Below are 14,389 nucleotides of genomic sequence, written 5' to 3'. Positions count from 1 at the left end.
CGCTCACTCCTCGTCGAGCAGTGCGATCTCGGCCCAGATCGTCTTGCCCTCGGCCGTGTGCCGGCTGCCCCAGCGCTGGGTGAGCTGCGCGACCAGGAGCAGACCCCGGCCACCCTCGTCCCAGGTCTTGGCGCGCCGCAGGTGCGGGGCGGTGTGGTTGGTGTCGGAGACCTCGCAGATCAACGTGGTCTCGTCATGGATGAGCCGCAGCCGGATGGGACGGGCGCCGTACCGGATCGCGTTCGTCACCAACTCGCTCACCACCAGCTCCGCAGTGAACGACGCCTCGCTCAGGTCCCAGCGATCCAGCTGCTGGACGACCTGCTTGCGGACGGGCGCCACCAGCGCCGGGTCGGCCGGGATGTCCCAGGTCGCGACCTGGGAGGCGGGCAGGCCCAGGGTGCGGGCCAGCAGCAGGGCCACGTCGTCCGAGGAGCCGCCGGGCGGGAGCATCGCCTGCAGCAGCTGGTCGCAGGTCTCGTCCAGGGAGTCGGAGGCAACGGCCAGGGCCTCGCACAGGAGCGCGTGACCGGCGTCCACGTCCCGCTCCCGGGACTCGATCAGGCCGTCCGTGAACAGGCAGAGCACGCTGCCCTCGGGCAGTGCCAGCTCGGCGGACTCGAACGGCAGCCCGCCCAGGCCCAGCGGCGGTCCCGCGGGCAGGTCCACCTCCCGTGCCGCCGCTCCCGGGGTCAGCATCACGGGCGCCGGATGCCCGGCCCGGGCCAGTGTGCAGCGCCGCGACACCGGGTCGTAGACCGCGTAGAGACAGGTGGCCCCGACCTCGCCGGGGCTGCCCTCGGTGCCGGCCTCCGCGGACAGCCGTACGACGAGGTCGTCGAGGTGGGTGAGCAGTTCGTCCGGGGCCAGGTCGATGTCGGCGAGGGTGCGGACGGCGGTGCGCAGCCGGCCCATCGTCGCCGAGGCCTGGATGCCGTGCCCGACCACGTCCCCGACGACCATCGCGACCCGCATCCCCGACAGCGGGATCACGTCGAACCAGTCGCCGCCCACCCCCGCCCGCGCCGCCGGAAGATAACGCGACGCCGCCTCCACGGCGGCCGTGCGCGGCAGGGAGCGGGGCAGCAGACTGCGCTGCAGGGCGAGGGCGGTCTCGCGCTCGCGGGAGAACCGACGGGCGTTGTCGATGCAGACCGCGGCCCGCGCGGTGATCTCCTCGGCCAGCAGCACATCGTCCGGGGTGAAGGGGTCGGGCCGCCGGTAGCGGGTCAGGACCGCGACCCCGAGGGTCTGGCCGCGGGCCTGGATCGGCACGGACATCGTGGAGTGGACGCCGAACTCCTTGACCCGCTCGCCGCGGATCCTGTTCCAGTTGAGCCACTCGTCCAGATGCCCGGACGCCACCGTGGCGACGATGGTGCGGCCCGCCACCAGCGAGTCGGCCTGCGGCGAGGTGGCGGGATACACCTCGGTGTGCCCGGGCTTCATCACGGCCATCGGATTGCCGGGATCCACGGAGTGGTGGGCGGCGCGCCGCAGTTCGACCGGCGCCGAGAGGTCGGTCGGGGTCTCACCGCCCTCCTGCGTGTCCAGCAGGTCGACGCTCACGAAGTCGGCGAGCGCCGGAATGCAGACGTCCGCCAGCTCCTGGGCCGTACGGGTGACGTCGAGGGTGGTGCCGATGTGCACGCTCGCCTCGTTGACCAGCTGGAGCCGCTCCCGGGCGAGGTAGTGCTCGGTGAAGTCGTGTCCGGTCAGACACGCTCCCCGCACCCGTCCCGAGCCGTCGGTGAGCGGCGCGATCCGGGTCAGCATCCCGGCCGCGCGGTTGAGGCCGCTGGGACGGACGTACCCCTCGATGTCGCGTGCCCGCCCGGTGGCGAGCACCTCGGCGAGGAGTTCCTCGACGTCCGCGTTCTCCGGGCGGACGCCGATGTCCGTGATCCTCAGGCCCCTGACCTCGTGGTCGGGCAGGTCGATCAGCTCGGCCATCCGGTCGTTGATCCACCGCAGACGCAGCCGCTCGTCGCAGATCAGCATGGGACAGGGGGACTGGGCCAGGGCGACCGCGGTCACCACGTCGTCCGGCGGTTCGAGGTCCGCATGGTCGGGCCGGACGACGGCCCGCCAGTCGGCCCGGTCACCCTGCGACAGCCTGCGGAGGGCGAGCAGGTGGACAGAGACCGTGCGACCGTCCCGGTGCCGCAGAGCGAGATCGCCGCTCCAGCGCGGGCCGGCGGGGGCGGCCAGGCCATCCGGATCGGCCAGCAGGGCCGCGGCGGGGCGGCCCAGCACCTCGTCGGCCTCGTACCCCAGCAGCCGCCGGGCACCGACACTCCATCTGGCCACGGTGCCCCGGGCGTCGATGACGGCCCGCGCGGTCGAGGCATCGTCGAACGGATCCACCGGCCTCATCGTCGCTCCATCGCGCCTACGCACAGTGAACAGGTGCGTAACTTGAGTTCCAGCCTAGTGCGTGGCGCCCGTGAGTGAACGCCGATCCCACGTGTACGGGGCGGCGGCGTACGGAGGGGAACGGACCGTCCGAGGGGACGGCCGGGGCAGAAGGCGCTTTCCGCACCCTTGACGGACCAGAGTGGCACGTCGTCAGATTCTGTGTGTTCACGATCAGTTGTGAGTACTTATGGGCCCTGATGAGGGAGAGCCGCCATGACGGTCACGCGCAGATCGGTTTTGCTCGCTTCCACGGCCGCACCGGCGGCAGGCGTACTGCTGGCCACGCCGGTGGCCCAGGCCGCCGAATCCGCCGGGAAAGCGTCCGGCCGACGTACGGTCGCGCTGCGCGACGGCTGGCGCTTCGCGCTCGTCAACCCGGGCGGGATCACCGATCCGACGGGGGAGTACACGGACGCCGCGGTCCCGGGGTACGACGACTCGGGATGGCGCGAGATCGCGGTGCCGCACGACTGGAGCATCGAGCTCGCCCCGACCACCGGGAACGGCACCACCAGCGGTACCGGGTTCTTCCCCGGCGGCCTGGGCTGGTACCGCCTCGCCTTCACCCTGCCGCCCGCCTTCGTCGGCAAGCGGATTTCGGTGGAGTTCGACGGCGTCTACATGGACTCGTACGTCTACTGCAATGGCACCGAAGTCGGCCGTCACCCCTACGGCTACACCGGCTTCGCCATCGACCTCACCGATCTGCTCCACACCGACGGCACCACCGAGAACGTGATCGCGGTCAAGGTGCAGAACCGGCTCCCCAGCAGCCGCTGGTACTCGGGCAGCGGAATCTACCGCGAGGCCCGCCTGGTCGTCACCGATCCGGTGCACGTGGAGCGCTGGGGCACCCAGGTCACCACGCCGGAGATCACCGCCGAGCGGGCCCGCGTCAGGGTGCGGACCTCGGTGGTCGACGAGTCCGGCACGGCGGGGCCCGTCGAGATCCGCTCGCGGATCAAGGACCCCCGGGGTCGGACCGTGGCCCGCGCGGCCACGACGATCACGGTCGGGACGAGGGCGACGGAGACCCATGAACTCACGGTCCCCGAACCCCGGTTGTGGGACATAGCGGAGCCCCACCGCTACACCCTGGAGACCGAACTCCGCCGCGACGGCAAGCTGGTCGACACCTACCGCACCCCGTTCGGCCTGCGCACCTTCCGCTTCGACCCGGACGAGGGCTTCCATCTCAACGGCACCCACCACAAGATCAAGGGCGTCGACCTCCACCATGATCTGGGCGCCCTCGGCGCGGCCGTCAGCATCGACGCGATCCGCAGACAGATGACCATCATGAAGTCGATGGGCGTCAACGCCTTCCGCACCTCCCACAACCCGCCCTCCCCGGAGATGATCCAGGTCTGTGAGGAGCTGGGCATCGTGATGCTGGTGGAGGCGTTCGACTGCTGGCGCACCGGCAAGACGCGCTACGACTACGGCCGGTTCTTCGACGAGTGGTGCGAGAGGGACGCGACCGAGATGGTCCTCGCGGCCCGTAACTCGCCCGCGGTGCTGCTGTGGTCGATCGGCAACGAGATCCCCGACTCGACGTCCAGTGCCGGACTCGCCATGGCCGACCGGATCATCGCCGCGATCAGGGCCGTCGACGACACCCGCCCGCTGATCATCGGCTCCGACAAGTACCGCCGCCTGCCCGCCAAGGGCTCCGCGGCCGACCTCATGCTGGCCAAGCTGGACGGCCTCGGTCTCAACTACAACACCGCCAAGTCGGTGGACCAGCTGCACGCCGCCTACCCGCACCTCTTCCTCTTCGAGTCCGAGTCGTCCTCCGAGACCTCGACCCGCGGCACGTACCAGGAGCCCGAGCACCTCAACACCGGCGAGAACTACACGCCGGGCAGGCGGGAGACCTCGTCCTACGACAACAATCTCGCGTCCTGGACCATGAGCGGCGAGTACGGGCACAAGAAGGACCGGGACCGGAAGTGGTTCGCCGGGCAGTTCCTCTGGTCGGGCATCGACTACATCGGAGAGCCCACGCCGTACGACGTCTTCCCGGTGAAGGCGTCCTTCTTCGGCGCGGTCGACACCGCCGGCTTCCCGAAGGACATGTACCACCTCTTCCGCAGCCAGTGGGCCGACGAGCCGATGGTCCATCTCGTTCCGATGACCTGGAACCACGCGGTGGGCGACACGGTCGAGGTGTGGGCGTACGCCAACGTCCCCGCCGTCGAGCTGTTCCTCAACGGAAAGTCCCTCGGCACCCGCACCTTCGACACGAAGAAGACCACCGACGGCCGGACGTACCTGGAGACCACGGAAGCCACCGGCGACGACAAGACCTTCACCGACGGCCCCTACCCCGGCAGCTACACCAGCCCGAACGGCAGCGCGGGCAAGCTCCATCTGACCTGGCAAGTACCCTACGCGCCGGGCGAGTTGAAGGCCGTGGCCCGGAGGAACGGCAAGGTCGTCGCCACCGACGTGCTGCGCACGGCCGGCAAGCCCCATGCCGTACGCCTCACCGCCGACCGCACCTCGCTTGCCGCGGACGGCCGTTCGCCGGCCTTCGTCACCGCGGACGTCGTCGACTCCCGGGGCGTGGTGGTGCCGGACGCCGAGCACCTGATCTCCTTCGCGGTCACGGGCGGCTCCCTCGCCGGTCTCGACAACGGCCGCGAGGAGAGCGCCGAGCGCTACCAGGCCACCACCCGGACCGCCTTCCACGGAAAGGCCCTCGCGATCGTGCGCTCCGGTACCGAGCCGGGGGTCCTGAAGGTCACAGCGAGCGCGGAGGGTCTTCGGGCGGGCAGCGCGAAGGTGCGTACCACCCCGTCCCGGTCGGTCGCCGTCACCGAGCCGGCCGCCTTCGCCCCCGACCATCCGGCGCCCCCGAACTACCCGCAGGCGGAGGCGAGTTACTCCGGCCGACCGGACACCCTCCCGGCCGCGATGCTGGACGGCGACCCGGCCACCGGCTGGTCCAACGCCTTCAGCAAGGCCGCCACCGCCCTGCTGCCCGCCTTCAGTGGCGCGAGGGCGAAGGACTGGGTCTGCGTGGACTTCGGACGCACCAGGACCTTCGACCGGGCGGAGGTCTCCTTCACGCTGAGCGCGACCCACAGCCTGCCTGCCGCCGTGGACGCCGCGGTGTGGGACGGGAAGCGGTACGTGCCGGCCGAGGGTGTATCGGTCGCCTGGGCCACCGCCTCCGACGCGCCCACGGTGGTCACCTTCGACACCGCCCGCGGCTCCCGGCTCCGGCTCACGCTGACCAGCGCGTATCCGGGCGAGGCCAGGGGAGCCGTGCGCATCAGCAGGCTCGAGGTGCCGGGGAGCTGACCTCACCGGCAGCGGTCCGGACGGGAAACCAGTCCCGTCCGGACCGTTGACTAGGTGTCATGCCTGCAACAAACATGGCGGGCGACCGTCAGTTGGGAGCGCTCCCATCGGTGGGCGCCGCCCGTACCTCCCCCGAGGAGACCGGACGTGAACAGACGCAGAACCGCCCTGTTGTCCTTGACCGCTCTGCTGGGAGCGGCGCTTGTGGCCTCGCCCGGGTCCCCGGCCGCAGCCGACGAGGTCGAGCAGCTCAAGAACGGCACCTTCGACACCACCACCGCGCCCTGGTGGGCGAGCAGCAACGTCACCGCGGGACTGTCCGGCGGGCAGCTGTGCGCGGACGTGCCGGGTGGCACGGCCAACCGCTGGGACGCCGCCGTCGGCCAGAACGACGTCTCTCTCGTGAAGGGGCAGTCGTACAAGTTCTCCTTCACCGCGAACGGTTCGCCCGAAGGGCACGTCCTGCGGGCGATCGTGGGGCTGCAAGTGGCGCCCTATGACACCTACTTCGAGGTGAGCCCCCAGCTGAGCGTCTCCGGGAACACCTACTCCTACACGTTCACCTCGCCCGTCGACACCGCCCAGGGTCAGGTCGGCTTCCAACTCGGCGGCAGCGCCGACCCGTTCCGCTTCTGCATGGACGACGTGTCCCTGCTGGGCGGGGTCCCGCCCGAGGTGTACGAGCCCGACACCGGACCGCGCGTGCGCGTCAACCAGGTCGCCTATCTGCCCGCCGGGCCGAAGAACGCCACCCTGGTCACCGACGCCACGGCGAAGCTGCCCTGGCAGCTGAAGAGCGCCTCCGGCAGCGTCGTCGCCCACGGCTGGACCGTGCCGCGCGGCACCGACGCCTCCTCCGGACAGAACGTCCACTCCATCGACTTCGGCGCCTACAAGAAGCGCGGCACGGGACTCACCCTGGTCGCGGACGGCGAGACCAGCCGGCCCTTCGACATCGGCACGGGCGCCTACGAGCAGCTCCGCCTCGACGCCGCGAAGTACTACTACACCCAGCGCAGCGGCATCGCGATCCGCGACGACCTGCGCCCGGGCTACGGCCGCGCCGCCGGGCACGTGAACGTGGCCCCCAACCAGGGCGACAAGGACGTGCCCTGCCAGCCGGGGGTGTGCGACTACACCCTCGACGTCTCCGGCGGCTGGTACGACGCCGGCGATCACGGCAAGTACGTGGTGAACGGCGGCATCTCCACCTGGGAGGTGCTGAGCACGTACGAGCGTGAGCTGCTGGCCCGCACCGGACAGCCCGCGAAGCTGGGCGACGGCACCCTCGCCATCCCCGAGAGCGGCAACAAGGTGCCCGACATCCTCGACGAGGCCCGCTGGGAGCTGGAGTTCCTGCTGAAGATGCAGGTGCCGGACGGGCAGCCGCTGGCCGGGATGGCCCACCACAAGATCCACGACGAGCAGTGGACCGGCCTGCCGCTGCTGCCGAGCGACGACCCGCAGAAGCGTGAACTGCACCCGCCGTCCACCGCGGCGACCCTGAACCTGGCCGCGACCGCAGCGCAGGCCGCCCGTCTGTACAAGCCGTACGACAAGGCGTTCGCGGCGAAGGCCCTGGCAGCCGCCCGCAAGGCCTGGACCGCGGCGCTCGCCCACCCCGACCTGTACGCCTCGGAGAGCGACGGCACCGGAGGCGGCACCTACGCCGACAACAACGTCACCGACGAGTTCTACTGGGCGGCGGCCGAGCTGTACCTCACCACGGGGGAGAAGGCGTTCCAGGACCACGTGCTCGCCTCGCCGGTCCACACCGCCGACATCTTCACCCCCGTCGGCTACGACTGGGCCCGCACGGCCGCCGCGGCCCGCCTGGACCTGGCGACCGTGCCGAGCAAGCTGCCCGGCCGGGACAAGGTCCGCCAGTCGGTCGTCAAGGGCGCCGACCGCTACCTGGCCACGCTCAACGCCCACCCGTACGGCATGCCGTACGCCCCGGAAGGCAACCTCTACGACTGGGGCTCCAACCACCAGATCCTGCACAACGGGATCGTCATCGCCACCGCCTACGACATCACGGGCGCCACGAAGTACCGTGACGGCGCCCTCCAGGGCATCGACTACATCTTCGGGCGCAACGCGCTGAACATCTCGTACGTGACCGGCTACGGCGAGGTCAACTCCCACAACCAGCATGCCCGTTGGTACGCCCATCAGCTCGACCCGAACATGCCGAACCCGCCGAAGGGCACCCTGGCGGGCGGGGCTAACTCCGGCATCCAGGACCCCTACGCGCAGAGCAAACTCCAGGGCTGCGTCGGCCAGTTCTGCTACATCGACGACATCCAGTCCTGGTCGACCAACGAGCACACCATCAACTGGAACTCCGCTCTGACCCGGATGGCGTCCTTCGTGGCGGATCAAGGCTGACCCTCGCGTGCTCCACCAGCTCACCGGGCCGCTCGTGCGCGGTGAGCGTGTGGAGCCGGGCCTGATCGAGCGGCTGGTGCACCTCCACGTACTCACCGTGCGGCAGCCGTTTGATCACGCCGGTCTCCCGGCCGTGCAACACCAGCTCACGGTCCCGGAGTTGAAGGCCCAGGCAGATCCGCCGGGTGGTGACGAAGACGACCGCCGGGACCACGAGCACCCCGATCCGCACGGCCCAGGTGACCGTGTTGATCGACAGATGAAGCCGGGTCGCGACGATGTCGTTTCCGCCGCCCGCGAGCAGGATCAGGTACAGGCTGATCCAGGACGCGCCGATCGCCGTGCGGACCGGCCTGTTGCGCGGGCGGTCAAGGAGGTGGTGCTCCCGCTTGTCCTTGGTGAACCGGGCCTCCAGGAACGGATACACCCCGATGAAGACCAGCAGCAGCGGGAAGATCACGACCGGTATCAGGACTCCGAGGATCAGCGTGTGCCCCCACAGGGTGACCTCCCAGCCCGGCATCACCCGCACCAGTCCCTCCGCGAACCCCAGGTACCAGTCGGGCTGGGCGCCCGTGGAGACCTGGTCGGCGCGGTAAGGGCCGTACGACCACACGGGGTTGATGGACGCCACGGCCGCGATCAGGGTGAGTGCCCCGAACACGAGGAAGAAGAATCCGCCGGCCTTCGCCAGGTACACCGGGAAGAACGGTGTCCCCACCACGTTGCGTTCGGTCTTGCCGGGGCCCGCGAACTGGGTGTGCTTGTGGTAGACGATCAGGATCAGGTGGGCCACCACGAGCGCCGCCATGATGCCGGGGATCACGAGGATGTGCAGTGAGTAGAAGCGGGCCACGATGTCGTGCCCGGGGAACTCGCCGCCGAACAGGAACATCGCCAGATACGTCCCGACGATCGGCACCGACAGGGTGGCGCCGTAGACGAACCTGAGGCCGGTGCCCGACAGCAGGTCGTCCGGCAGCGAGTAGCCGAAGAGGCCCTCGAACAGGCCCAGGAACAGCAGAGCCCAGCCGAACAGCCAGTTGACCTCGCGCGGCTTGCGGAACGAACCGGTGAAGAAGTGCCTCATCATGTGCGTGAGCATCGCGGCGACGAAGATCAGCGCCGACCAGTGGTGCAGCTGCCGGATCAGCAGGCCGCCGCGCACGTCGAAGCTGATGTCCAGCGTCGAGGCGTACGCCTCCGACATCCGCACGCCGTTCAGCGGTGTGTAACTGCCGTGGTACGTCACCTCGTTCATCGACGGATGGAAGAACAGGGTCAGCCACACCCCGGTCAGGATCAGTACGGCGAAGCTGTACAGGCAGATCTCGCCGAGCAGGAAGGACCAGTGGTCCGGGAAGACCTTGCGCAGGTACCTCGCGCCGAGGGTGCGGGTGCCGAGCCGTCCGTCGAGCCAGCCGGACAGCCGCTCGCCCTTCCCCGGCTCCGCGGGGCGTTCGGCGGCGGTCACGCCTCCTCCTTCCGCACATGCGTGAGCTTGTCGGGGTTGGTCACGACGAAGAGGTTCGAGACCCGGTCGCCCTCCGGTGTGAGGTCCAGGACGATCACCGCGTACGGCGAGTCGTGCTCGAACAGCACGGCCGCGTCGTCGCCGTTGACGCGCCGGTAGCGCAACTCCATGCTCGCGCCCAGGGCTTGTGCCCCGCCCCGCTTCGCGTACCCGGTGAGCAGCCGGGCCGCCTTCTCCCGGCCGTGCACCGGACGCAGGGCCTGCTTGCGCATGCCGCCGCCGTCCGTCCACACCGTCACGTCCGGCGCGAGGATCTCCATCAGCTCCGCGATGTCCCCGCCGAGGGCGGCCCGCACGAACCGCTCGGTCGCCTCCCGGCGGACCCGGGGATGGGCCTCGTACAGCGGGCGGCGGGCGTGCACATGGGCCCGCGCGCGGTGCGCCAACTGCCGTACGGCGGCCGGGGTGCGGTCGATGATCTCCGCGATCTCGGTGTGGGCGTAGCCGAACACCTCGTGCAGCACGAACACCGCGCGCTCCAGCGGGGACAGCGACTCCAGGACCACCAGCATCGCCAGCGACACGGACTCGGTGCGCAGGGCGGGGTCGTCGGCGCTCGCCTCTTCGGTCAGCAGGGGCTCGGGCAGCCATGGGCCGACATACGTCTCGCGGCGGCGGTTGACCACGGCCCGCCGCTGGAGCGCGTGGTTGACGGCGATCCGGACCAGATAGGCACGGGGGTTGTCGATCCCGCCGGCGCCCCGGCGTGACCACGACAGCCAGGTGTCCTGGAGCACGTCCTCGGTGTCTGTGACGCTGCCCAGCATGTTGTAGACGACGCCGAACAACAGCTCCCGGTGCTCGACGAAGACACCGGTCGCCTCTTCGGTGTCGGTTACGGGGATCTCGGACATCTCGTGTGGCCTCCCAGTAGCGCGCTCACTACTGCGAGGCCGTCGGGGCCCCGGAATGTGACATCGGCCGGCCGAATGTGACCCACGCCTCACCGAGGTCGATCGTGTCCCGCCGTGTGACGCAGCCGGGCGGGCCGTGCTCGTGCCGACCGCGACCGCGACCACGACCGGGCCGGGCCCGTGTACCGGGCGGCCGTGTGCGCGATCACCGGGTAACGCATCGACGATCAGGGCATGCCGTCGGCCACGGCCGGCAGGATCGTGATTTCGGCCGTCCGCCCGGGCGAACCGTGGTCCGGCCGCGGCCCGCGGAGATCTGGTGGGCGAACGTGCCGTACGAGGGCGGGCCCGGGGGCATCGCCCGGCGGCTCCGGCTTCCTCGGCCATGTCGGCCGGACATCGACGGTCCGGACGAGTGCCGCCGGTTTCCCGCACCGCTTGGAGGGCGTCCCGGCGCGGCCCGCGGAGGTCTGGTGGGCGAATGTGCCGTACGAGGGCGGGCCCGGGGGGCATCGCCCGGCGGCTCCGGCTTCCTCGGCCATGTCGGCCGGACATCGACGGTCCGGACGAGTGCCGCCGGTTTCCCGCACCGCTTGGAGGGCGTCCCGGCGCGGCCCGCGGAGGTCTGGTGGGCGAATGTGCCGTACGAGGGCGGGCCCGGGGGGCATCGCCCGGCGGCTCCGGCTCCCTCGGCCACGTCGGCCGGACATCGACGATCCGGACGAGTGCCGGTCGGATTCCCGCACCGCTTGGAGGACGCCGTTGTCCTGGTCGTCGAATCGGCCCGAGGCTCCGACACCCGCGGCACGATGGTCCACCGCGACCGTACGCCTCGGCCCCCGCTCCCTCCTCGCCCTGGTCACCCTCGAAGCCGGCCGTGCTAGGACGCGTCGTGGAACACGAGCCCGAGCGCGTGCCGCCGGCCGGAGCGCACGACGCTCACGCCGTGCCGCGTCGCCCCGGCCGACCAGCCACGCCTGCCGCGCACCGGCCGGTCCCGGGTCGTGAAGACCACGCCGTGGCCCCGGGGGAGTATGGTCGCCGTGCCCCGGGACTGGGCCCGGGGACGCTGCTCGACCATCAGGAACTCGCCGCCGGTGTAGTCGGTGCCGTACTCGTCGAGGCCGATCACCACCTGCAGCGGGAAGACCAGGTCGCCGAAGACGTCCCGGTGCAGCGCGTTCCAGTCGCCCTCCGTGTACCGCAACAGGATCTGCGCCGATCGGTCCTGCCCGGCCGCGTGACAGCGCTCCAGCCACTCCTCCAGGGAGTCCGGCCACGGTGCCGGGCGTCCGAGACGGGCCGCCCAGTCACGGGCGACGGGGAGCAGGCGGGGGTAGAGCGCGGCGCGCAGGGCGGACACCGGGGCGGGCAGGTCGTGGGTGAAGTAGCGGTACTCACCCGATCCGAAGCGGTGGCGTGCCATGTCCACGGTGGTCCGGAAGAGCTCCGGCTTCTCGTAGAGCGCTGTCAGGTCCCGGCACTCGGCGGGCGTCAGCAGCGGGGCCGTCGGGGCGCAGCCGTGCGCGTCCAACTCGGCGGCGAGGGCGGCCCAGTCGGTCTCGGCGACCCGGGCGGGGGCCAGGTCGGGGGTGACGGTCATGTCGTTTCCTCCTCGCCTTCGAGTGTGGGACGCCCGTTCTCGCGGGTCCGGCGGGAATCGGACACCGTGCTCACCACTCTTCGGTACCGCTTGAGGGCGGACTTGACCTGCGAGTATTTACGATCGAGTACCCGCGCGGTACCGTGAAGGCATGCCAGCTCTCAACGTGGAGTTCAGCGATCGCGAGCTAGAGGACCTGCGGCAGATCGCCAAGGAGCGCGGTACGTCGATGAAGGCCCTCGTGCGGGAGGCCGCCGCGGCCGACATCGCCCGGCACCGGGCCCTCAAGGAAGGCGCGGAGGCGTTCCGGCGGTTCTTCTCCGCCCATGCCGACGAGTTCGCCGCCGCCTTCCCGGAGGACGAACCGGCCGCCAGGGGTGCGGGGCGGGTCGGCTGACCGATGGCTTCCGTCGTTCACATCGACGTGCCCTGGCTGCTTCAGCGGCATGAAGAGGTCCTGCCGGACCAGCCCACGATCAACGACTTCTCGGCCCTCGTCGCTGCCGTCGCCCGGCATCGCGTCGACCCGCCCCGCCTGGGCGTCGACTCCGACCCGGCCTGGCGCGCCGCCGCCCTTCTGCACACCCTGGCCCTGCTCAAGCCCTTACCGTCGGCCAACGCCCGCTTCGCCTGCGCCACCGCCGTGGCCTACATGTTCGTCAGCGGCGTCGGCATCGACCCGCCCTACGGCGCCCTCGTCGACCTCGCCCGCGATCTGATCTCCGGCAAGACGGATGTGTACGGGGCGGCGGACCGGCTGCGCTCCTGGCAGATCTGAGACCGCTCGGCCGTCCCGCCCCGGGGCCGCCGACCGAGGGCGGGAGGAACGGGGTCGGCGGCCGGGGTTTCGCGCGGGAGAGCCGCCGTCCCGCGCGGGGCCTCCGAGAAGGGCCGACTCCAGTGGACTACCCGTCGCCGCCCGGGGGGAGCGTGCGCGGCGCTCCGGCGCGTGCGCGGGTTTCACACGGGGCGCATCGAATGTCGAAAGCCGGTGCGAGCGCACGCAGTTGCGAGGCCATCTGACCATCTTTCAATTGGTCGGGATGTTGCTCAGGTGCCCTTGTTGGCCGTGAGTGACTTGTGCAAGGGTGAACCACCTATGTGGGGGGCAAGGGCCGGGTCGCATTCGTCCCGTGGGGAACCGGGGTGGAGGGGCGTCGGCGAATTCGTGCTTCCCGCACCCACGCCCAAAAGGGATGCCCCGTTCGGCGCTTCTTTTCGGCAACGAGAACTTCTGTGAGTCCCATGCCTGTGGGAAGGAATCCGCTCAGTGCCAACCCCCCACCCACCGCTCCCTCCTTATCCGCCGCCCGGCGGTGCCTCCGGAGAATCCGACGAGGATCTCGCCGCCCGGCTCAGGGGCCGTCCCGACGGCGAGGCCGCCAAGTCCGTGGCGCTCCTCATGGCGCGCCATTGGCAACCCGCGCACGAGTACGCGGTCATCTGTCTCGCCTCCCCGTCCGAGACCGCCTCCATGGTGGCGGCGGCCGCCTTCCACCAGGTCCTGGACCGGCTGGCGCTCGGCGAACCGGCTCTCGCGCTGCGCCCCAGAACCCTCGTGGCCGTGCGGGACACGATCAGGGAGTGGACGGCCGAGGACCGGACCACCGAGGTTCTGCCGGACCTGGTGAAACCGAACGGCGGCCGCGGTATGCGGGCCGCGAAGTCCATGACCCCCGAAAATCGCAAGCTCGCCGAGCGGTCATTCCAGTCCCTTCCCGGACTCGCCCGCTGCCTGCTGTGGCACACCGAGGTGGAGGCGGAGTCGATTGTCGTGCCCGCCGCACTCCTCGGCATGGCCACCGACACCGCGTCAGCGGCGCTCGAACAGGCGCGTGAAAAATTTCGTGAAGGATGTGTACATGCCCATCGGGAACTCGCGCCGACCAAGGATTGCCGCTTCTACAACCGGCTCCTCGACGTTCCGATTCGCCGCGGCGGAGCCCTGCTGCCGGATGTCCAGCAGCATCTCGCGGAGTGCCGCTACTGCCGTTCCGCCGCGGAACAACTGAGCTATTTCGAGGGCGGCTTGGGCGTGCTGATCGCCGAAGCGGTGCTCGGCTGGGGTGCCCGTCGCTATCTCGAACTGCGCGCCGGGCGTACGCCCCGGACGGTGGCCCGCGGCCGGGGCACCGGCCGGCACGGCGCCGAACGCCGCCGCATCCTCGCGCGCATCCCCACCCCCGGCCGCCGCGCTCCCGGTGAGGGCGGGGGCCTGCGGTCCTCACGGACGCTGCTCACCGGAGTGGGCCTCACCTCCGCCGGCCTCCTCGCGGCCAT

8 protein-coding genes and 1 pseudogene are annotated in these 14,389 nt (G+C 70.7%); 5 read left to right on the top strand and 4 right to left on the bottom strand.

Annotated elements, in window-relative coordinates; translation table 11 throughout:
• Nucleotides 1-3: 3 nt before the first annotated feature.
• A complete protein-coding gene (locus BFN33_RS16195) occupies nt 4-2,376 on the bottom strand; it encodes a SpoIIE family protein phosphatase (RefSeq protein ID WP_069760764.1) in 2,373 nt (790 codons plus the stop codon).
• A 255-nt stretch (nt 2,377-2,631) separates the two neighbouring features.
• On the opposite strand from BFN33_RS16195, the gene BFN33_RS16190 reads away from it, so the two are divergent.
• Both BFN33_RS16190 and BFN33_RS16185 read left to right on the top strand, forming a co-directional pair.
• Nucleotides 2,632-5,727, top strand: coding sequence for a glycoside hydrolase family 2 TIM barrel-domain containing protein (locus BFN33_RS16190; RefSeq protein WP_069760763.1), 3,096 nt, complete (start codon nt 2,632-2,634; stop codon nt 5,725-5,727).
• Nucleotides 5,728-5,874: 147 nt separating this feature from the next.
• Entirely contained in the window at nt 5,875-8,118 is a 2,244-nt protein-coding gene (locus BFN33_RS16185; protein WP_069760762.1) for a glycoside hydrolase family 9 protein, read from the top strand.
• Here the strand turns inward: BFN33_RS16185 and BFN33_RS16180 are convergent.
• From BFN33_RS16180 to BFN33_RS16170, 3 genes are all read right to left on the bottom strand, one after another.
• Nucleotides 8,063-9,592 (bottom strand): cytochrome bc complex cytochrome b subunit, encoded by a 1,530-nt coding sequence (locus tag BFN33_RS16180; protein ID WP_069760761.1) that lies wholly within the window; start codon nt 9,590-9,592, stop codon nt 8,063-8,065. The two genes, BFN33_RS16185 and BFN33_RS16180, sit on opposite strands and share 56 nt — an antisense overlap.
• Nucleotides 9,589-10,506, bottom strand: coding sequence for an RNA polymerase sigma factor SigJ (gene sigJ, locus BFN33_RS16175; protein WP_069760760.1), 918 nt, complete (start codon nt 10,504-10,506; stop codon nt 9,589-9,591). Before sigJ ends, BFN33_RS16180 begins: the two co-directional genes overlap by 4 nt.
• Before the next feature lie 880 nt (nt 10,507-11,386).
• Entirely contained in the window at nt 11,387-12,109 is a 723-nt protein-coding gene (locus BFN33_RS16170) for a 2OG-Fe(II) oxygenase (protein WP_069760759.1), read from the bottom strand.
• Nucleotides 12,110-12,260: 151 nt separating this feature from the next.
• Between BFN33_RS16170 and BFN33_RS16165 the strand changes: the two genes are divergently transcribed.
• From BFN33_RS16165 to BFN33_RS16155, 3 genes and pseudogenes are all read left to right on the top strand, one after another.
• The gene (locus tag BFN33_RS16165; protein WP_057612978.1) at nt 12,261-12,506 is read left to right on the top strand and encodes a hypothetical protein; all 246 of its coding nucleotides are present in this window, start codon (nt 12,261-12,263) and stop codon (nt 12,504-12,506) included.
• A 3-nt stretch (nt 12,507-12,509) separates the two neighbouring features.
• The gene (locus BFN33_RS16160) at nt 12,510-12,887 is read left to right on the top strand and encodes a hypothetical protein (protein WP_007386606.1); all 378 of its coding nucleotides are present in this window, start codon (nt 12,510-12,512) and stop codon (nt 12,885-12,887) included.
• A 492-nt stretch (nt 12,888-13,379) separates the two neighbouring features.
• Nucleotides 13,380-14,389 (top strand): annotated as a pseudogene (locus tag BFN33_RS16155) (hydrolase); the annotation flags it as partial.

Source organism: Streptomyces sp. LUP47B (assembly GCF_001746295.1).
GTDB lineage: Bacteria > Actinomycetota > Actinomycetes > Streptomycetales > Streptomycetaceae > Streptomyces.
Note: the sequence above shows the minus strand (reverse complement) of the source record. Positions and strands in the feature narration are given on the sequence as shown.